This is a genomic window from Amycolatopsis aidingensis, assembly GCF_018885265.1.
Lineage (GTDB): Bacteria > Actinomycetota > Actinomycetes > Mycobacteriales > Pseudonocardiaceae > Amycolatopsis > Amycolatopsis aidingensis.
In genome coordinates, this window is sequence record NZ_CP076538.1 from 4722654 (window position 1) to 4742499 (window position 19846).

Here is a 19846-nt window from a genome sequence, read left to right on the forward strand (position 1 = left end):
GCTAGAGAACTATAAAGAAATTCGATGTGCGTTTCGCGCCGTGGTCGAGCGGACGCCGAACCAATAATTTCAGTAAGGCACCCGGATACGAACCAGCCAAATCAAATATTCGGCATGTCGCCTAACTCACACTCGGTACTCAAGTCGGGAACGAGTTATATCGTCGCCGACCACGAACTGTCCAGTCAAGCGCCGCTGTTTCACAATATCGCGACCCATCGGTACAAAATATTCGATACCCACTACAAAATATTCAATTCGGTCTTTCATCGGTTTGCCAGGTCGAGGTCACGCAGTTCCGACCAGATCCGGTTCCAGCTTTCCCGCCGCTGGGTGAGCAGCCACACCGAGGTGTCCTCGGCCGTGCCGGGCGAAAGCAGTCGCATCTGCCCGAAGTAGGCGCCCATCGCCTGCGGCCGCGATCCCACGTACAGCACCGTGTCCCGCTCCGCTGGCGGAGGCGGCAGGTAGCCGTAGCCGCGGTTGGTGCTGTAGGTGGCCGGCGGCTCGTAACGCCTGCCGTACGCCTCGATGTAGGCCGCGATCAGGTAGCTGTCCCCGATGATGGCGGTGCGCTCCCGGACCTGCTGCGGCAGCTTCCGGTAGACGGTGGTGGCGCGGCCTGCGAGGTTCTCCCCCGAGGTGACCCCGGCGAGGTTGGCCGCCCAGGTCGCCGCGGGGGTCATGGCGGAGGACAGCACCAGCACCCCGGCCGTGCTCACCAGGCTCAGCGCGCATGCGGGCACCGCCATCCAGCGCAGCCCGACCCGCCCGGTCGCACGCCGCCGTTGCAACGCGACCGCACCCGCCGCGATCAGCAGCGGGTAGATCCCGCCGAGGTAGTAGAACCGGCCGCCGCCGATCACGATCACCAGGTACAGCAGCACGAAGGTCAGCCCGAGAAAGCGGTAGTCGCGCAGCTCGGCGCCGCGCAGCAGCCGCCACAACCCCAGTACCAGCAGCACGCTCCCGGCGATCCCGGCCAGCGCGACCAGCGCCACCGCCGTGCCCAGCCTGCCGCCGGTGGACAGTTCCGCGGATTCGTTCGCGACCACCCCTGCCATCCGCAGCTGGGGCCAGCCGTTCGTCGCCTGCCAGAGCAGCGTCGGCAGCGCGATGAGCAGCGCGAGCCCGATCCCGGCCCACAGCATCGGGCGGCGCAGCAGTTCCCTCGGCCCCAGCACCAGCACGCTGACCAGCAGCGCGCCGCACAGCATGAAGACCTGGAACTTGGTCTGCGTGCCGATACCCACGACCAGGCCGAGCAACACCAGCAACCAGTCCTGGCGCAGGCGCACCCAGCGCACCAGCAACCAGGTGATCAGCCCCCACACCAGTGGCTCCATGGTGTAGGGCGTCATCCAGTGCCCGGTCAGCGTCACCCACAGGGCCCCCGGCTGGGCGATCGCCGCGATGATCTGGGCCCGGCGGTCGGCACCGAGCTCCCTGGCGATCAGCGCGGCGAGCACCACGGCGGCCGTGCTGGCCAGTACCGCGGGCAGCCGCAGCACCACGGTGGAGCCGGGCACCAGCCAGTCCATCGCGGCGGCAAGCGCCGGGACCAGCGGCGGCTGGTCCACATAGCCCCAGTCCAGGTGGTACCGCCCCATGGCGAGCATGTAGGCCTCGTCGAACCAGTACTCCGCGCAGAAGCTGGCCGCAAGGTGGCCGAGCCCGACCACAGCAGCCACCAGCAGCACGCCAGCCGTGGCGAAGTCGTGCGGCGTCCGCCCCCCGGCCGCGCGCGGCGCGGCGCCGGTGGTGTGCATTCCCCCCGTAACCCCCGTTCAGCTTGTTGTCAGCTTGGTGTCAGCTCGGTGAACCAGCTTGCCGTCGCGGCGGTGCCGCGGACGTTCGCCCCGAAATGCCGGGATCCTTGATGATCGTGCGCGCCGAGGTCCACGACCGGCGCCCGCACCCCGCTTGCCCCCAGGTCGTCCCGGCAGCTGATGGTGTTGGCGTTTGCGACCTGCTCGTCCCCGCCTGCCAGGTAGAGCCGCAGCGGAACCCGCGGGGCCCAGCCGCGGCAGCCACTGTCGGCATCGCGCAGCGCCCGCGCCATCCCGCCGGTCGGGTTCGCCAGCAGCTGCCTGCCCTGCGTGGTCAGCAGCTCCGCCAGCGTGGCAGGGGTCGCCATGGCCAGTTCCCGCCAGGAATGGCTGCCGTCGATCAGGCCCTCCACGGTGTCCGCGTAGGGAGCCAGGAAGACCTGCGCCGGTTCGCGGTACACGTCGAAGACCCGGTCGAAGGCGACCAGCGCATAGGCGGCGTTCAGCACGCTCAGCTTGGCAGGGAGCTCGCCGTCGAGCATCGCGGGCAGCTGCACCTCGCGCAGGTCGTAGGCGCCGCTGTTCGGGGCCAGCGCCCCCAGGGTGAACCGCCGGTCAGCGCCGGCCTGCAGCAGCCGCCCCAGCCCCATCGCCGCGGCCGCGCCCTGGGAGAACCCGGTTGCCAGCACCGAGGGGCGCAGGCTGCGGTCGGTCAGCGGCAGGAACCGCCGGGCCGCCCGCAGCATGTCCAGCGAGGCCACGCTCGCCGAGCGCAGGTTCAGCCAGGGATGCGTGCCTGGCCCGAGGCCGAGGCCGAGGTAGTCCGGCGCGACCCCGGCGAAACCGGCCGCGGCGTAGGTGACGGCGGGGGCCGCGTTGAACCCGTGCGGCGCGGTGGAAGGAGCCTCGGCCCGGTGCAGCTCGCTGCCGTGCGCATAGGACACCGCGCGCAGCGCCCCGCGCCTGCCGTGCGGCAGGGTCAGCAATCCACTCGCGACGGTCGGATCCCCGTGCGCGTCGACCGTGCGGTAGATCAGCCGGAAGGCGCGCACCCCGTGCCGGACGTGCTCGGTGCCGAACCCCGCGGATTCCAGCTCGGCCACGACCTCCCCCGGCGTCGCGAGGGTGTACAGCGGTTCGGCCCACAGCAGGGCGCCGCGGCCGTGCTGGTCACCGCCTGCCGCGGTGGCCCCTGCCGCGGGAGCGAGGGCCAGCAACAGCAACGCCGTCAGTACCGGCGCCAGCATCCTGCCGGGAGTGGTCGTGCGCATGGTTCGCCCCATCTCCTGTTCCGATGGCCACGGCCGGGGTCCCCGCCGGGCCGCCTGTCACCTTTCGGTCGCCGAACCGACGGCGTGCGGCGCGTTCCGGACGCCGGTGCGGTGCCGGGCCAGCGTGCGCACGATGCTGCTCACCAGGTCACCGGCGGCCGAGCGCAGGAAGAAGTGGTCACCGGGCAGCATCCGGGTGGTCACGCCAGCGAGGCTCTCCCCGGTCCAGCCGCGCAGCGCGGAGGGCGGCACGATCCGGTCGGCCGCGCCGCCGAACACCGTGATCGGCACCTCGAGCGGTGCGGCCGGGCGATACTCGTAGGTCTCCAGCACCGCGTAGTCCGCGCGCAGTGCGGGCAGGGTCAGTGCCATCAGGTCCGCATCGGCGAGGACCTCGGCCGGGGTACCGCCGAGCCGCCGGATCTCCGCGGTCAGCTCCGCGTCGGAGGCGCGATGGACCGAGGATCCGGTGCGCGGCCCGCCGGGTGCGGAGGTGGCCGAGACGAACAGCTCGCACGGCTGGGGCTTTCCCTGGTCGCGCAGGGTTCTCGCCAGCTCGAAGGCCAGCAGCCCACCCATACTGTGCCCGAACAGCGCGAACGGGAGATCCAGCGCGGGGCTCAGCGCGGTCGCCATCGCCCGCACCAGCGGGTCCAGCTCGGTGAACGCGGGTTCGCCCCAACGGCCACCCCGGCCGGGCAGTTCCACCGGGCACACGTCGACATGCGCAGGCACGAGCCGCCGCCACTCGTGGTAGACCGAGGCACTCCCACCGGCATAGGCCAGGCAGAACAACCGGAACTCGGCGTCGTGCCGCGGCCGCCTTCCTGCCAGCCATCGACCGTCCACTTGGGATTTCTCCTGTCGGATCGCTTTGCCAGCGGGCACGGAGCGGCCCACGGACCTGTCCCCGGTGCCGAGGCGATTGTGCTGGGCCGGGCCCGGCGCGGGCGAAGCGAGTTCGAATTTTCCTAACCGCCTGGCCGCTCGCGGCCAGCACAACCGGGCATCCGCCCAGGACACGGGTCTGCCGGCCGCTCCGGACCGCGTTGTGCCCGGAATAACATGCTGCTACCTTCAAGCTTCGTCCCCGGGGCAGGCCAGAAAGGCCTGGGAGGCCACATATTCGACTCCGGGAGATCCCCATGCATTCCGGCACGACTGGAACCAGAATTCTGACCCTCGGCCACTACCAGCCGGCCCGGGTTCTGCGCAACGACGACCTGGCCGCCGTGGTCGACACCTCGGACGAGTGGATCCGCACCAGGGTCGGCATCGCCGAGCGGCGCATCGCGGCGGCGGACGAGAGCGTCACCGATATGGCCGTGGCCGCCGCGGGCAAGACCCTTGCCAGGTCCGGGATGGACCCCGCCGATATCGATCTCGTCGTGGTGGCCACCTGCACGGCGATGCAGCGGATGCCGAACATCGCCGCGCGGGTGGCCCATCAGCTCGCGATGAGCGCCCCCGCGGCCTTCGACCTGAACGTGGCCTGCGCCGGATTCTGCTACGCGCTCGCCACCGCGGACCAGGCCATCCGGGGTGGGGCAAGCGGCAACGCCCTCGTCGTGGGGGTGGACAAGATGTCGGACTTCCTGGACTGGACGGACCGCTCGAGCTGTGTGATCTTCGGCGACGGCGCGGGGGCGGCCGTGGTCACCGGCGCGGCCGAGGGTGCGGTGCCCGGCATCGGCCCGGTGGTGTGGGGCTCGGAACCCGAGCGAGGACAGGCGATCACCCTGGAGACCACCGGCCCGGCGGGACCGCCAGCGCTGTTCCGGCAGGACGGCCAGAGCGTCTACCGGTGGGCGACCGGCACCCTCGCCCCGATCGCCCGCGCGGCCTGCGCACGGGCTGGGGTGGACCCGGCCGAGCTCGCCGGGGTGGTGACGCACCAGGCCAACCTGCGGATCATCGACCTGATCGTGCGCGGCATCGGTGCGCGGGACGCGATCGTCGCGCGGGATGTGGTGGAGTCGGGCAACACCTCCGCCGCCAGCGTGCCGCTCGCGCTGTCGAAGCTGATCGACGGCGGCGAACTGACCACCGGCGACCCCGTTCTGCTGCTCGGCTTCGGCGCGGGCCTTTCCTACGCGAGCCAGGTCGTGCGCTGTCCATAGCACATTTCCCTGGCCGGCATGAAGACTTTCCCAGCAACCAGTCAACCGTGCATTTCAGGAATTTTGGAAACCAGTTCACCTCCGCGCGATGTGCACGTCGAGTCATGATCCCCGTTGGGCCGGCAGGTGGACTGACAACACTCCTTACCAGGTAAACGCCGTGCTAAGTAACGCTGGGTAGCTGACATCGGACGAGGGGCTACCCCCGGTCGGGTGAAGCCGCTTCTGGCCACAACAGGACACGAATTGGCCGCGTCCGGACAACGCGCCCGGTAGCCGGGCACCCGATCAGTGGGGTTTGCTTGAGCCGGAGCGGTAAGACTTCTCAACGGTACTGAAAAGTTGATCCGCGCCACGGCCTCCGCACGACAGAGGGAGTAACTTATGGATGAACGACAGTTCAGAGCTTTCGTGTCGATCGCAGAGATCGGCCGAATGGATGTCGCGGCCAAGGCGCTTGGCTACTCGCAGCCTGCCATCAGCTACCAGATCAAGTGCCTGGAGACCAACCTCAAGGCCCGGTTGTTCACCAGGGAGCCGGGCGGCGCCAAGCTGACCGCCGACGGCAGGATGCTGCTGCCATCCGCACGCGCGGTGGTAACGCTGTTCGACAGCATCCGGCAGATCTCCGGCAACACCGAGCCTGCCAAGCAGCAGGCCCGTGCCGCGGCGGAGCACCTGGTCGAGCGTGCGTCCTCGGCCGGCACACCCCCCGCGGGCAAGAGAGTTCCCTGACCGCGGGCTTTCCTGCCAAGGGGCGGAACCACCACCACACGAACCCGACGGTTTCGTGGTGAAACTTATACTGGGGACTGGGGAATTTTCATCATCAACGGCGATGCCCTTCATCGTCCGGTAGCCGCGGCACGCTGCTCGGCGTTACCCCCGAAATGGCGCCGGGTTCGGGACCGCACACCCGGATGGATTGGATGAGGTGCCGGGGGGAGCGTTGCGATCGCGACGCTCCCCCCGGCCCAGGGTGGCCTCATATATCCACTAAGGACAGTGGGGCAGCAGCCCGATCCGGTCCTTGGCCCGCAGCACGGCCAGCGCCGCCTCGTCCACCACGGCACGGAACTCCGGATCCGCACGGGCGCGGAGGATCACCTCGTGGAACATCCTGGGCACCGTGGCCGAATCGACCGTGAGCACGACCGTGCCACCGGCGCCGAGGAACCGGGTGGCCCGTTCTCCGACGGGGATGTCCTGTACGGCCGCGGCGTTGCCGAGGTCATCGGAGATGATCACCCCGGTGAAGCCGAGGTCATCGCGGAGCATGCCGCGCAGCACGGTGGGCGAGAACGCGGCGAGGTTCGCCGGGTCGATCAGGGTGTACCGCGCCGTGGACGCCATGATCAGCGGGATGCCGTTGTCGACAGCCACCTGGAACGGGTGCAGGTACGGGTCCTGCCGGGTGGTGACCTCGTCAAGGACCTCACCGCTGGTGTCGGTATTCTCCCTTACCCTGCCCAGGCCGGGGAAGTGCTTGCCGGTCGGCTGCACCCCGGCCGCGCTCATCCCCCGCTGGAACGCGGTAGCGGCCCCGGCGACCGCCTCCGGGGTGTAGCCGTACTGCCGGTAGTAATACCCGATCGGCTTGTTACCCCGGCCCAGCTCCTCCGGCACGGTGTCCAGCACCGGCGCGAGATTCAGGTTGACCCCGGCCTCCCGTAGCTGGCCGCCCCAGGTCCGGGCCCTGGACCGCAGCGTGTCCTGGTCCAGCCCGCCCTGCTCAAGCGCGGTGGGGATGGTGGCGAAGCCCGGCCCTTCCAGGTGCTGCACATAGCCGCCTTCCTGATCGGCGGAGACCCAGAGCCCGATCCCGTTGCTGGTGCTCGCCCGGGCCCTGGCCGCATCGCTCACCTGCCGGGTGGTCTGCACACCCGCGTCGCTGCCTCCGGTGAGGATGACGCCGCCGAGGTGGTAGTCGGTGATGCGGGCCAGCTGGGACGAGGTGGGATCGTCCGCGTCCACCCCGGCGACGAAGAGCTGGCCGACCCGCTGGGCCACGCTCAGCTCACCGAGTGTCCGCTCGGCGCAGCTCTGTTCCACGGTGGCGGGTGCCGCCGGCGAGGCAGGGGCGGGCGGCCCGCCGAGGGCGGTGGCGGCCAGCGCGGCGGCGAGGGCAGGCGCGACGAAAGTGGTCGTTCGCATGGTGGTCCTCCAACGGCGCTGGGTGGTGCCCACCGCGGTCGCGGTGGGCACCACCTGGCGCCTTGCCGGTTTCAGCGGGGAGTCAGCAGGGGTTGCTGTGGCTGCACTTGGCGAAGGCCTCCAGCCTGCTCATGCTGCCGTTGAACACGTTGCGGTCCACATCGCCGCTGACACCGGAGACGCGGCCGGTCGCGGTGTACTGCCAGATGGTGTAGAAAGGCCAGTTCGGCAATGGGTCCGGGCTGCTGGCCCAGCGCGCGATCCACAGCGGGTTGGTGGTGTTGAAGGCACCGCTGTCGCCGGTGCACCGCCGCCACCAGTCGGTGGTCGTGTAGATCACCGGGTAGCGGCCGGTCAGCCGCTCCACCTCGTTGCTGAAGGTCCGCACCCACCGCACCATGCCGGTGTGGTTCTGGCCGTAACAGACGGATCCGTACGGGTTGTACTCGATGTCCAGCACGGGCGGCAGGGTCCTGCCGTCCGCGGACCAGCCGCCGCCGTTCTTCACGAAGAACCTGGCCTGCGCGAGGGCGTCGCGATCGGGCCGGGCGAAGTGGTAGGCGCCGCGGATGATCCCGTTCTCGTAGGAACGAATGTAGTTCCGATCGAAGGTGTCGTCGGTGTAGTAGGTGCCCTCGGTGGCCTTCATGTACGCGAACCGGATTCCGCTGCTGCGTACCGCCGACCAGTTGATCGTGCCTTGCCAGTGGCTGACGTCGATACCCTGTGGGCCGCTGGGGGCCAGCGCCCTGAGCCCTCCTTCCGGCAGGCCCTCGTGCTGCTCGATGCCGACGCCCATGTAGGCCTGGCCGGGCTCGATCGCGGGTTTGTCGGCCGCGGCGGAGCCTGCCGTGCCCGCCAGCACCAGCGGCACGGCGAACACGCCTGCCACGAGTGTGCGGGTGAGCCTGCCGAACAGTCTGTGCCGGAACGGGCTTGCTGACGACGATGACATGATCTTTCCTCCTTCGGGCCGCCCGCGGCTGCCCGCGGGCGAAGCAGGGGTCCCGATGCAGAGGTAAAGTAAGTTCTCAACGGCTTAGCAGCCAACAGCGTTAGAGAATTGCAAAGCAATTTAGCTATTTTTTGGCCTTCGCTACGTCGTTTGGCCTATACGATTGGCCCGTGCGGCCCTTTCTCTACGCTATCTCCGAAGAAAAAGGATCACCGATTGCGCACGGCCGGACGGCCGCCTGCCGCGCCCGGAACGGACCCGGCCCGCGGCCGCGGTGCCCGCGGCACGGAGCGGCGCACCGGCCGCCCGACTATGATCTCCCGGGATCTTCCTGGGCCGGTGCTGGGAGGTGAGGATGTCCGGCAGCGTTGGTCCGCGCCGCGCGCGCGATCCGCTTCCCGCGGAGATGACGACCTATATCGGCCGCCGGACCGAGCTGATCGAGGCGCGGCGGCTGCTCGGTACGGCATCCCTGGTGACCCTGACCGGGCCTGGCGGGGTAGGCAAGACGAGGCTGGCGCTGCAGGTCGCCGCGGCCGCACGGGCCTCCTTCGACGAGGACGTGGTGTTCGTCGGGCTGGCCGAGTTGCGCGAGCCGGAGCTGCTGGTGAACACCGTCGCCGACCATCTCGGGCTGGGCGACCGCTCGGCGCGTCCACCGATCGACCTGCTGGTGGAGCACCTGCGCGCCCGCAGGCTGCTGCTGGTGCTGGACAACTGCGAGCATCTGGTCGAGGCATGCGCGCGGCTGGCGGCCACCCTGCTCACCGACTGCCCCGAACTGGTGCTGCTGGCGACCAGCCGACAGTCGCTGGGGGTGGCGGGGGAACGGATCCTGCCGGTGTCCCCGCTGGCCGTTCCCGAGCCCGGCGAGTCGACCGCGGGGCTGGAACAGTACGAGGGGGTCCAGCTGCTGGTGGACCGGGCCACCGCGGTGGTGCCCTCGTTCGCGATCACCGAGAAGAACGCGGCCGATGTGACCCGGCTGTGCCAGGCGCTGGACGGGCTCCCATTGGCCATCGAGCTGGCGGCGGTGCGGTTGCGTTCGCTCTCGGTGCGCCAGCTCGCCGACCGGCTGGACAACAGGTTCACCCTGCTCACCGGGGGACGTCGCGCGGGGCCGAGCAGACATGCCACCTTCCAGGCGCTGATCGACTGGAGTCACGAGCTGTGCACCGAACCGGAACGCATCCTGTGGGCGCGCACCTCGGTGTTCTCCGGCAGCTTCGGCCTGGACGCCGCCGAGGAGGTGTGCTCGGGTGACGGGCTGGACCGGCATGCGGTGCTGGACGTGCTGGACGGCCTGCTGGACAAGTCGATCCTGCTGCGGCAGGAACGGGACGGTGTGGTGCGGTACCGCATGCTGGAACCGGTGCGGCAGTACGGCGAGGACCGGCTGCACTCGGCCGGTGACCTGGCCAGGATGCGGCGGCGGCACCGCGACTGGTACCTGGAACTGGCCAGGGACTTCGCGGCGGAATGGTTCGGCGCCGACCAGGTCGGCTGGATCACCCGGCTCAAGCACGAGCACGCCAACCTGCGCCGCGCACTCGACTTCTGCGCGGCCGAGCCCCTGGAGGCGACCGCAGGGCTGGAGCTGGTGTACGGCGTCAAGGAGTACTGGGTGTTGCGCGGGATCAACACCGAGGGCCGGATGTGGCTCGGCAAGCTGCTCGACGCCGCCCCGGACGACTCCCCCGCCAGGGCCGACGGATGGTGGATGTACGCCTTCCTCGCGCTCGTGCAGAGCGACCAGCCCGCCTTCGACTCCGCGCTGGCCAGCGCGGCCGCGGCGGCCGAGGAACTCGGCGACGAGCGCTCCCGCGCCTATGTCAACCACGTGCGCGCCTACGCGGCGCTGATCGGCGACCGGGCGGAGGCCGCAGCCGAGCTGTTCCACCTGGCCGCCGAGGAGTTCCGCAGGCAGGGCGACCTCGGCGGGTTGCTGTGGGCCAGGTACAACCACGGTCTTGCCATCAGCCTCGCCGGTGACCTGGAACGCGGCCGCGAGGTGCTGCGGGACTGCGTGGCCGAGTGCACCGAGCGGGGCGAGGTGTTCTGGCGGTCCTGGGCGCTGTGGTCCCGCAGTGCCGCCGAGTACCTGCGCGGGGACATGGAGCAGGCCGAGCAAGCGGGGCTGGAGCTGCTGCGGCTGCAGCGGCGCGTCGACGACCGGGCGATCATCGCCTTCTCGCTGACGGTCATGGCGGGCTGCGCCACCCATCGCGGTGCTCCGCGCCGGGCCGCGCGGCTGCTCGGCGCGGCGACCACGGTATGGCAGTGGCTCGGCGCGTCCCCCACCAACTACGCGGCGTTCGTCGAACCGATGGAGCGCGATATCGCGCTGGTGACCGGCGAGCTCGGGGTCGAGGAGGCCGCGAAGGAGTTCGCGGCCGGCGCCGAACTGTCCGCGGAGCAGGCCGTGCGGTACGCCCTCGACGAGGAACAGGACACCGCGACGGACACCGCAACGGCCGCACCGGCGCAGGACCCACTGACCAAACGGGAGACCGAGATCGCCGAGCTGGTGACGCAAGGGCTGACCAACAGGGACATCGCCGACCGCCTCGTCATCGCCCGCCGCACCGCCGAGACCCATGTGGACCACATCCTCGGCAAGCTCGGCTTCACCAGCCGGGCGCAGATCGCCGCCTGGTTCGTGGAGTCCCGCCGCTCCTGATCGGACGGTACGTACCCCCACTTACGTAGTCCTCACGATGTGCGGTGCGCGGCCCGCACGGGAGGCTGTGCCACCCAGGGTGGCGACCGTGGCCCACCCGGCGCACCGCGGAGGCAGGCAGGATGGCACGGCTGGTAGTTCTGACAGGTCACCACGGGCCGGAGCGCTGATCGCGATGACCATCACCGAGCAGCGCGCGGCACCGGCCGGCGGGTTCCAGCCGCATGTGGGCTTCCTTGCCAAGGCGATCGTCTACGAGATCGAGAACCTGGTACCGGGGTACGCGCAGCGGCTGGCAGGCCCGTTCGGCGCGACCCTGCGGGAGGGTGTCGAACTGGTCATCCGGTACGGCCTCGGCACGCCGGGGCGGGTCGTGACGCTGCCGGAGCGCTGCGCCCGGCTGTTCCGCGAGCTGGGCAGGGCCGAGTTCGAGGCGGGCGACGGCCTGGACCGGTTGCAGTCCGCCTACCGGATCGCGGGCAGGGTCGCCTGGCGGCAGCTGGCCGAGTCCGGGCAGGCGCGAGGGGTGCCCGCGAGCAGGCTGAGCGCCTGTGCCGACGCGGTGTTCGGCTACGTGGACCAGGTGTCCGCACTGTCGGTGCAGGGTTACACCGCCGCGCACACCACATCGGCCGGGATGCTGGCGCGCCGCAGGCACCTGCTGCTGGAACAGATCCTCGCCACGCCACCAGCCTCGCCGCGGGCGCTGGCCTCGGCCGCGGCGCAGGCCCGGTGGGCGCTGCCGGACCGGGTCACGATGGTGGCCGTCGAGGCATCCGGCCACCCGGCGCAGCCGGACCTTCCCGACCTCGGCGAGGGGACGCTGGCCGACCTCACCGACGCGCGGCCCTGCCTGCTGCTGGCCGCCGAGACGGACCTGGCCGGGATCGCGCGGGCACTGGGCGGCAGGCGGATCGCGGCCGGGCCGAGCGTGCCGCTGCGAGACGCCGCGAGCTCGCTGCACTGGGCACGGCGCACCCTGGAGCTGGTGCGTTCCGGTGCGCTGCCGGACGCCACGGTCACCCGGTGCACCGACCACCTGCTCAGCCTGTGGCTGCGCACCGACCGGTTCCTGCTCGCCGAGCTGCGCCACCGCAGCCTCGCCCCGCTGGACGAACTCACCGGCAAGCGCAGGGCCCGGCTGAGCGAGACCCTGCTCGCCTGGTTGGAGTCGCCGGACAGCGCGGTGGAGCTGGCGCAGCGGCTGGGGGTACATCCACAGACCGTCCGGTACCGGCTACGCCAGCTCGAGGAGCTGTTCGGGCGCAGCCTGCACGATCCGGACGAACGGCTCGCGATGGAGATCTCACTCCGCGCCGAGCGGGAAACCACTGCCACCAAGGTCACGGAGGTTGACGAGTGAACCGGTCCCGCCTGCTCACGGCCCTGGTGCTCGCGGTTGTGCTGACCGCGGGCGCCCCGGTTTCGGCCGCACCGCCGCAACCGGCGCCGCCGGGGGACGCCTTCTACCAGCCGCCGTCCCCGCTGCCCGAGGGGCAGCCGGGCGAGGTGATCCGCTGGCGCCCCAGCAAGGCGGGGCCCGCCCACGAGACCGTGGACGCCTGGCAGGTGATGTACCACTCCACCGACGCGCTGGGCGAGCCGAACGTGGTGACCGGCACCGTGCTGCTGGGCAAGGACGTCGATCCCGCCATCGCCCCGGTGGTGGCCATGGCCCCCGGAACGCACGGTCCCGCGTTCCACTGCGCCCCTTCGAAGATGCTGTCCATCGGTGCCTTCTACGAGCAGCCCGCACTGGAGGACCTGCTCGGCCGCGGCTATGCGGTGGCGATGACCGACTACGAGGGCTACCACCCCGAGCCGGACACCACCTATGTGGCCGGCAGGGCCATGGGGCACGCTGTGATCGACGCGGTGCGGGCGGCGCAGCGGCTGCCCGTGGCGGGGCTGTCGGCGGAGGCCGAGGTGGCCTTCCGCGGCTACTCCCAGGGCGGCGGCGCGGCGATGTGGGCGGGCCAGCTGCAGCCGGGGTACGCCCCGGAGCTGAACCTGGTCGGCGTCGCCGCGGGCGGGGTTCCCGCCGATCTGGCGCAGGTGTCGATCCAGCTCGATGGCGGCCTCGGGTTCGGCCTGCTCGCCTATGCCCTGCAGGGACTGGACGCCGCCTACCCGCAGCTGCGGCTGGACTCCTACCTCAACGAGGCCGGCCGCACCGAGTTCGCACGGATGCGGCAGGAGGCCTGCACCTTCGAGCTGCTGGTGGACTACCGGGGCAGGAAGCTGTCGGAGTTCACCACCTCCAGCCCGGTGGTCCAGCCGGAGTGGATGGCCAGGATCAGGGAGAACGTCCTCGGCGGCACCCCGATCGAGGTCCCGGTGTTCGACTACCACGCGACCGGGGACGACCTGGTGTGGTTCCCGCAGGCAGAGCGGCTGCGCCAGTCCTACTGCGACCAGGGCGTACCGGTGACCTGGCGGGCCTACGACACCGACCACATCACCCTGGTCTACACCGGCAACGAGGCCGCGCACCAGTTCATCGCCGACCGGTTCGCGGGCAAGCCGGTCACCTCGAACTGCTGAGCCGCGCCGGCGGACGGACGGAATGTGCGCGGAAGCCAACGTGACGTGGCCCGGTCGGCGGGCGACCGGGCCAGTACTCCTGCCAGCTTGGAACGAGCCGGCGCCGTGCGGGTCAGCTGAGGTGCTGAGCGCGTTCCTTCATCGTGTCGAGGAATGCGTCGAAGGCTGAACGTGTGAGCGTGAGGTGCCCACCATTGCGGTTCTTGGTGTCCCGCACCGCGACCAGACGGTTGGACGCGGCCACCTCGACACACGCGCCATTGCCCTGTGATCGCGTGCTTGTTCGCCAGGTCGTCCCTGCGGGAATCGGTGTCGACATCATGCCGCCTTCAGTTGAACTTCAGGTGAGGACCGAAGCTGCCTGCTCGATCAACCGCGCCGAGCCGGCCCCGTCGGAAGCCAGCTCCCACAACTGATTGTACGCAGTCCGGAAGGCAGCGACCTCGTCGTCCTCGTCCTCCAGGACGAAGTATGACACGCTCTCAGCGAAGATCACGGCCGGATCGTCCGGGTCCGGAAACTCCAGGATCGTGAAGTTCCGGCCGAGGGCTGGCCGTGCTCCTACAGCCCACGGGAGTACCCGGGTCTCGATCGTCTCGTAGTTGGATGTCAGGTCGAGCAAGTGCTCGAGTTGCGCACGAAGGACCCTTGGGCCGCCGACCTGGGTATGGAGAGCGGCCTCGCCCAGCAAAATCCTCAGCTTGAGCGGATCAGCCGCCGTAACACGTTGCTGCCGCGTCATGCGAATGTCGAGCAGGCGGTCCACGTCCTCGGGCCGCACATGCGGGCTGTACGACGCTATGAGCGCCCGCGCGTACTCCTTGATCTGCACCAGGCCCGGCACGAACTCGCCTTCGAGCAGGGAGATCGCGTCCGCCTCGTCTTCGAGTTCGTAGTACTCGGCCAGCCGCTTGGGCAGCACATCGTCGTAACGCCTGCGCATGGCGCCGCGCTTACGGCCCTCCTTGGCGATCTCGACCATCTCGGCGACAACGTCCGCCGGAGCGCCGTATGCCTCCAGCGCGTGCTTGACGCGGAGTGGTTCGGCACTCTGGCCGTTCTCCATCCGGGAGATCGTTCCGGTGCCGCAGAGCAGCGCCTGTGCGGCGTCGTCCGACGACAAGCCGGCCTGCGTTCGATAGCGGCGCAGCGTTCGTGCCAGCCGACGACGGCGCATCGGCCTGCTTGACTCACCCAACGACGACCTCCCTTGTCCGGGACCAACCTGCTTCACACGCTCGCGGAGCGTTCACATCCTGCTTCACCTAATTGGACGATAGCAAAATGGAACGTTCCACTTCTACAGTCTCAAGCTATACCCGCAAGTATGGAACGTTCCACTACGGAAAGTCCGACTAGGAGGCACCGAGGATGCTAGTCGACCGAACGGACACATCCGAACTCGCGGTGACCAGAGCTCGCCGAGCACGTCACGGCACACGCTGGGGTCACTCGCGGACATCTCCCGCCGTCTCAACGCGGACAGAAGGCGGCTAAGCGTGACAGCGCCCCGACCTGCCCCGACCTTGTCGGGGCGCTGTCCTTCCATCCCTGCCACGAAGGGAACGGACGATGACCAGCACGATTTCTGATACTGGCTGGGGTCTGCTCGAATCAGCCGAGCGTCACGAGATCTATCTGACCGCAGGCACCAGCGACGGCGAGCACGTCATGCACTGGCCGCGCACCGATGCGTTGGCTGCCTCCGAATGCGACGACCCGGGCGGGCCCGCACCGGCAACAGCACGGCTGACCGAGTACGGACCAGGCACGGTCGAGGTAGTCACCTACCTCCGTCGAACCGGCATCCTCGGCCTTACCCCGGTCAGCCGAGACGATCTCCGCGTGTACCGGGTCGTCCCGACCGAGGCGGGCCGAGTCCTGCTTGCCGAGCACCGCATCGGCGGTGAACGGTGACCAGCGACAGCGGGCTTACGGTGGCCGATGCGCTGGCCCTGCTCGACAGCCCACCCGACAGGTCCCTCGTGCCCAACCTGCCCCGCTGGGAAGCGATCCCGCTGGGCACGGCCTGCTGCGAGGTCTGCCAGGAACAGCCGCAGAGCCGCCCCCACCTGGCCGGGTGGCGCCGCGTGGTCCTGGATGACCACGGACACGTCGAGGAACAGTTGTACTGCACCGTCCACGCCGAGCAGGCCGATCGGCTATGTCCGCCGTCGTCGTGACCGGCCAGGAGGTGCCGGACGAGTTGATCGAGGTCCCGCTCGCCGACTCCTACGGCACTGTGCACGCCACCGTGCCGGCCTGGAACGTGGCCGGGCTGCTGCTGCACCGCCGCCCCCGGCTGGAACGGCTCCAGCTCGGCTATCAGGTTCGCGAGAACTCCCGCATCTGGTTGCTGTGCATTCCCGACCATGGCTACCTGCCCCTGGAGTGCTACTCGAAGGCCGCCGCGACCAAGGCGGCCCGAGCGTTCCGCCGGGACGCCGACGACCGCGCGGTCACCGGCTACACCTCAGCCGACCTGGCCCTGTGGGTCCGCGCATGGTGCTCACGCAACCCGGACGCCGTACCTCTACTCGGCTACGACTGACGACTCGGCGGGATCGAGCGCCGGGCGCGGACCCAGCCACGGGCGCTCGACTCGCCTTCCCGACCGGGCGCCCGGTGTCGGCCGGACGCGGCCGATCCCCGGGCACCGTGCGCCCGGTCCCGGTCCTAACAGGAAAGGAGTTCGCGTTGGCAAGGCAACGGTCACCGCCGCAGGTCCGGTAGTCCCACCTACCCACAAATCAGGCCGATCAAAGGGAATTACGGAATGACCACACCAACCAAGGCTACTGCGGAGCGAGTCCGGTTCACTGGTCCGGAAAGGACGGAACTCGCCGAGGAACTGAAACGGCGATACGAGCAGGGCGACAGCATTCGCACTCTCGCGGACTCCTGTGGCCGCTCCTGCGGCTTCGTCCATCGCCTTCTCACCGAAGCCAGAACCACCCTTCGCTCCCGGGGCGGCAGCCGTCCAGGGAACGACTAGACCCGATGTCCGCTACCGCCCGGATGCACCATCTTGGCGAACCTTGCCTGACGGCCGTACACCTGACGTCTATCTCTGGTAGTCACAGGTGGAGTTCGCACAGCTACCGATTGGAGTGATCTTGTGAGCGCGAAGACGGAGCCGCTCGTGGGTGTGCACAGTGTGTTCCCGCTCGGGGACTACAAAGGGCCGAGCATGGATCGCGCAGGCTCCCCGGCCCGGCCGTTCGGACTCCGGTTCGCCGTGCGCCCGGTGCCCTCGTCGTCGGTGCCCGCCGCCGACTTCTCGAACTGGGCCTACGACCCGAAGCGCCAAATTGCCGTGGTGACCGAGGACGGCATCAGCATCGAGGCGGCCAAGCACTCGACGGGGCCGACGCAGACGCCGACCAACACTGAGGATGGGACCCGGTTCGAACGCGACGAGGACGTGACGGAGGACTGATGTCTGGTGTGGTCCTGGTCGTGACCGAACAGTTCGACGTTGCGGCCGATCATGTGGTTGCCGAACTCAACGACAGGGGCACGGGTGTCGTCCGATTCGATACGTCCGAGTTTCCGCAGCACCTTGTTATGACCGCACGGCTCGACCAGGACCACTCTGGCACACTCTGCACTACCACTCGTGCCGTCAACATTGGTGACGTGGGCGCCGTGTACTACCGGCGCCCGTCGATCTACCAACCGCACCCTGGGCTGAGCGAGGCTGACGCGGCGTGGGCGACGCGCGAGGCGCGGTTCGGCTTCGGTGGGTTCCTGGCTTCATTGCCCGTCTGGCTGAACCACCCGGCCGACATCGCGCGGGCCGAGTACAAGCCGGTCCAGCTCGCGGCGGCGCGCGCTGCTGGTCTCAACGTCCCGCCGACCCTGCTGACCAACGACGCCGAGGCCGTGCGTGCCTTCGCAAAGGATGTCGGGCCAGTCGTGTACAAGCCGCTCTCGGGTATCCAGTACAAGCACGACCTGGGACGGGACTTCATCTACACGCAACCCGTGGAACTCGACCAGCTCGACGATGCGGCGATTGCCGCGACAACGTGCTTGTTCCAGCAGGAATGCCCCAAGGACTACGAGGTGCGGGTCACCGTCGTGGACGGCCGGTGCTTCGCCGCCCGTATCGACGCCCATTCCGACCGTGCCCGCATCGACTGGCGAGCCGACTACGACGCTCTGACCTACCGGCCGATAGACGTTCCGAGTGAGGTCCAAGCACACATCGGAAACTTGCTGAAAGCGCTCCGGTTGAGGTTCGGCGCACTCGACTTCATCGTCACCCCATCGGGCGACTGGGTCTGGCTCGAAATCAACCCGAACGGACAGTGGGTGTGGATCGCCGACGTTACCCCCCGCATCGCGGCCGCGATCGCTGACGCACTCGAAGGAAGGACCACACTGTGACCCGCACCGCAACCCAACTCCGTGCGGCCTTCGCGGAGGAGTTGCCCGAAGGCGACGCGACCCTCGGCCCCGAGTGGAAGGACGCCTTCGCGACGGTTCCTCGCGAGATCTTCGTCCCCCGCTTCTTCCTGCACAAAGCAGGCGGCGGACGACGCGCAGTCGACGCTACCGACGAGGACTGGCTACCAGCCGTGTACTCCGACCGCACACTGGTCACCCAACTCGACGGTGACGACAGCGCGTGGGACCGCGCCCGCCACACCGGAAGCGCGGTCGGCAATCCGACCAGTTCGAGCACACAGCCCACCCTCATGGCGTGGATGCTCGAAGCACTCGATTTCCACGACGGCCACCGCGTCCTCGAAGTCGGCACCGGCACCGGCTACAACGCCGCCCTTCTGAGCCACCGCCTCGGCTCGGCACAAGTCACCACCATCGACATCGACGCCCACGTAGTGGGACTCGCCCAGCAACGGCTCGCCCAGGCCGGGTACACCCCGACCGTGGCCACCGCAGACGCCGCACACGGCTACCTGGACGCAGCACCCTATGACCGCATCCTGGCCACCTGCTCATGGCCACGAATTCCGCACCCCTGGATCGAGCAAACCCGTCCAGGCGGCCTGATCCTCAGCCACCTCTACACCGACCTCGATGCCGGTGCCATGGTGCTCCTGCGCGTCGTCGACGACGACACCGCAACCGGCAACTTCCTGCCCGAATACGGCGCATTCATGACCCGCCGTGACTTCCAACGCCCCGACACCTTCGCTCTGCTCCAGCAAGCCCTCCGCTCTACCGATCAAGGCGGCCGCAGTCCGGCAACAATGCCAGCGGGTGAGATCACGTCGAAGGACTTCCCCCTGTTCGCCGCCCTACGTGTACCGGACGTCGCCGTGCACTGGTTCCAACCCGAAGGCGCCACCGCGATGCAGACGCGCCTACTGAGCCGCGACGGCTCCTGGGCCTACCAGGACCTCGAAGATGGCCAACTGATCGCCGTACAGAGCGGTCCCCGCCGACTGTGGGACGAAATCGAAGCAGCACACCGCGAATGGTCCGCACTCGGCAAACCCGCTCGTGAACAGTTCGAGTTGAACATCACGCCAGCCGGACACAGCCTCCGGCTCGGCGACCGGCACACCTGGGACATCTCCGCATAACACCTCAGTCCCGACCAGGCCCGTGATGAGGCCGCGCCAGCCTGGCGTCGCGCACCTGCCACGTCCATGAGCAGCGGCAAACACGTAGTCAGATCAGGGCGCGGATGGCGTTCTCGAATCCGGTGACATGCCGCAGGGCCAGCTCGGCGGCGGCCCCGGAGTCGCCGTCGATGATCTTCGTCAGCAGCGGGACGTGCTCGCCGACGTGGCCTGCCACCCCGGAGAGCCGGGGCAGGAACACACCCCAGATCCGGGTGGCCAGGTTGTCGTAGGTGAGCAGGGTGTCCTCGAGGAACGGGTTGTGCACGCAGCGGTAGACGGCGCGGTGCGCGGCCAGGTCCATCCGGAGCAGCTCGGCGGTGCTGTCGGTCTCCCCCGCCACCGCCAGCCGTTCGCGTAGCCCGGCGAGGGTGTCCCGGTCGGCCGCGGTGGCCCGCTCGGCGGCCGCCGCGGCCGACATCGGCTCGATGGTCCGCCGGACCTCGGAGATGTAGGCCAGGTCCGAGATGTGCACATCGGTGGCGAAGGTGCCGCGCCGGGGGAAGGCGACCACGAGCCGTTCCTTCTCCAGCCGCTTCAGCGCCTCCCGTACGGGGGTGCGCCCGAACTCGAGCTCGCCGCTCAGCCGGTCCTCGTTGATCGGGCTGCCTGGCGGGATCTCCAGCATCACCAGGCGGTCCCGAATGGCCAGATAGGCCTGCTCGGCCAGCGAGGGCGCGGATCCGGATGCCGCCGTGTTGACCGGTGCTCTCACCGGGCTTACTCTACACCACGACTGATATACCAGTAGTTCATCAG

At 69.3% G+C, this 19846-nt stretch carries 20 protein-coding genes; 12 read left to right on the forward strand and 8 right to left on the reverse strand.

The window, feature by feature from the left end:
* Nucleotides 1-266 precede the first annotated feature (266 nt).
* Genes KOI47_RS21535 through KOI47_RS21545 form a run of 3 tightly spaced genes read right to left on the reverse strand, consistent with a single transcriptional unit; the run spans nt 267 to nt 3889 of the window.
* A complete protein-coding gene (locus KOI47_RS21535; protein WP_216206441.1) occupies nt 267-1769 on the reverse strand; it encodes an ArnT family glycosyltransferase in 1503 nt (500 codons plus the stop codon).
* Between the two features lie 29 nt (nt 1770-1798).
* On the reverse strand, nt 1799-3040 hold the full coding sequence (locus KOI47_RS21540) for a lipase (RefSeq protein ID WP_216206444.1): 1242 nt from the start codon (nt 3038-3040) through the stop codon (nt 1799-1801).
* Nucleotides 3041-3097: 57 nt separating this feature from the next.
* Nucleotides 3098-3889 (reverse strand): thioesterase II family protein, encoded by a 792-nt coding sequence (locus tag KOI47_RS21545; RefSeq protein WP_216206447.1) that lies wholly within the window; start codon nt 3887-3889, stop codon nt 3098-3100.
* A gap of 296 nt (nt 3890-4185) precedes the next feature.
* On the opposite strand from KOI47_RS21545, the gene KOI47_RS21550 reads away from it, so the two are divergent.
* Nucleotides 4186-5160, forward strand: a complete 975-nt coding sequence (locus tag KOI47_RS21550; protein WP_216206450.1) for a beta-ketoacyl-ACP synthase III — start codon at nt 4186-4188, stop codon at nt 5158-5160.
* 411 nt (nt 5161-5571) lie between these two features.
* Nucleotides 5572-5895, forward strand: a complete 324-nt coding sequence (locus KOI47_RS21555; RefSeq protein WP_232376157.1) for a LysR family transcriptional regulator — start codon at nt 5572-5574, stop codon at nt 5893-5895.
* Between the two features lie 261 nt (nt 5896-6156).
* On the opposite strand, the gene KOI47_RS21560 is transcribed toward KOI47_RS21555, so the two are convergent.
* Nucleotides 6157-7314, reverse strand: coding sequence for a glycoside hydrolase family 3 N-terminal domain-containing protein (locus KOI47_RS21560; protein WP_216206455.1), 1158 nt, complete (start codon nt 7312-7314; stop codon nt 6157-6159).
* Between the two features lie 82 nt (nt 7315-7396).
* Nucleotides 7397-8269 carry a lysozyme gene (locus KOI47_RS21565; RefSeq protein ID WP_216206458.1) on the reverse strand — a complete coding sequence of 291 codons (873 nt, stop codon included), beginning with the start codon at nt 8267-8269 and terminating at the stop codon, nt 7397-7399.
* A gap of 355 nt (nt 8270-8624) precedes the next feature.
* Between KOI47_RS21565 and KOI47_RS21570 the strand changes: the two genes are divergently transcribed.
* From KOI47_RS21570 to KOI47_RS21580, 3 genes are all read left to right on the forward strand, one after another.
* Nucleotides 8625-10949, forward strand: coding sequence for an ATP-binding protein (locus KOI47_RS21570; protein ID WP_232376158.1), 2325 nt, complete (start codon nt 8625-8627; stop codon nt 10947-10949).
* Between the two features lie 175 nt (nt 10950-11124).
* Nucleotides 11125-12312, forward strand: coding sequence for a helix-turn-helix domain-containing protein (locus tag KOI47_RS21575; protein WP_216206461.1), 1188 nt, complete (start codon nt 11125-11127; stop codon nt 12310-12312).
* Nucleotides 12309-13493: a lipase family protein gene (locus KOI47_RS21580; RefSeq protein ID WP_216206464.1), complete on the forward strand. Its 1185-nt coding sequence runs from the start codon at nt 12309-12311 to the stop codon at nt 13491-13493. Before KOI47_RS21575 ends, KOI47_RS21580 begins: the two co-directional genes overlap by 4 nt.
* Nucleotides 13494-13605: 112 nt before the next feature.
* Here the strand turns inward: KOI47_RS21580 and KOI47_RS21585 are convergent, their stop codons facing one another.
* Both KOI47_RS21585 and KOI47_RS21590 read right to left on the reverse strand, forming a co-directional pair.
* A complete protein-coding gene (locus KOI47_RS21585) occupies nt 13606-13815 on the reverse strand; it encodes a DUF397 domain-containing protein (RefSeq protein ID WP_332461419.1) in 210 nt (69 codons plus the stop codon).
* Between the two features lie 18 nt (nt 13816-13833).
* Nucleotides 13834-14670: a DUF5753 domain-containing protein gene (locus KOI47_RS21590; protein WP_216206470.1), complete on the reverse strand. Its 837-nt coding sequence runs from the start codon at nt 14668-14670 to the stop codon at nt 13834-13836.
* A gap of 395 nt (nt 14671-15065) precedes the next feature.
* Between KOI47_RS21590 and KOI47_RS21595 the strand changes: the two genes are divergently transcribed.
* The 7 genes from KOI47_RS21595 (at nt 15066) to tgmC (ending at nt 19048) form a co-directional block, all read left to right on the forward strand.
* Nucleotides 15066-15410: a hypothetical protein gene (locus tag KOI47_RS21595; RefSeq protein WP_216206472.1), complete on the forward strand. Its 345-nt coding sequence runs from the start codon at nt 15066-15068 to the stop codon at nt 15408-15410.
* A complete protein-coding gene (locus KOI47_RS21600; protein WP_216206474.1) occupies nt 15407-15676 on the forward strand; it encodes a hypothetical protein in 270 nt (89 codons plus the stop codon). Before KOI47_RS21595 ends, KOI47_RS21600 begins: the two co-directional genes overlap by 4 nt.
* Nucleotides 15658-16044: a hypothetical protein gene (locus KOI47_RS21605; protein ID WP_216206477.1), complete on the forward strand. Its 387-nt coding sequence runs from the start codon at nt 15658-15660 to the stop codon at nt 16042-16044. The genes KOI47_RS21600 and KOI47_RS21605 overlap by 19 nt, the downstream gene beginning before the upstream one ends.
* A gap of 225 nt (nt 16045-16269) precedes the next feature.
* Nucleotides 16270-16488 (forward strand): helix-turn-helix domain-containing protein, encoded by a 219-nt coding sequence (locus KOI47_RS35795; protein WP_232376159.1) that lies wholly within the window; start codon nt 16270-16272, stop codon nt 16486-16488.
* Nucleotides 16489-16635: 147 nt separating this feature from the next.
* A complete protein-coding gene (gene tgmA / locus KOI47_RS21610) occupies nt 16636-16932 on the forward strand; it encodes a putative ATP-grasp-modified RiPP (RefSeq protein WP_216206480.1) in 297 nt (98 codons plus the stop codon).
* The gene (gene tgmB / locus KOI47_RS21615; RefSeq protein WP_216206483.1) at nt 16932-17885 is read left to right on the forward strand and encodes an ATP-grasp ribosomal peptide maturase; all 954 of its coding nucleotides are present in this window, start codon (nt 16932-16934) and stop codon (nt 17883-17885) included. Before tgmA ends, tgmB begins: the two co-directional genes overlap by 1 nt.
* The gene (gene tgmC, locus KOI47_RS21620) at nt 17882-19048 is read left to right on the forward strand and encodes an ATP-grasp peptide maturase system methyltransferase (protein WP_216206486.1); all 1167 of its coding nucleotides are present in this window, start codon (nt 17882-17884) and stop codon (nt 19046-19048) included. The genes tgmB and tgmC overlap by 4 nt, the downstream gene beginning before the upstream one ends.
* An 88-nt stretch (nt 19049-19136) precedes the next feature.
* Here the strand turns inward: tgmC and KOI47_RS21625 are convergent, their stop codons facing one another.
* Complete coding sequence (locus KOI47_RS21625; protein ID WP_232376160.1) at nt 19137-19802, reverse strand: GntR family transcriptional regulator; 666 nt, start codon at nt 19800-19802, stop codon at nt 19137-19139.
* Nucleotides 19803-19846: the final 44 nt, after the last annotated feature.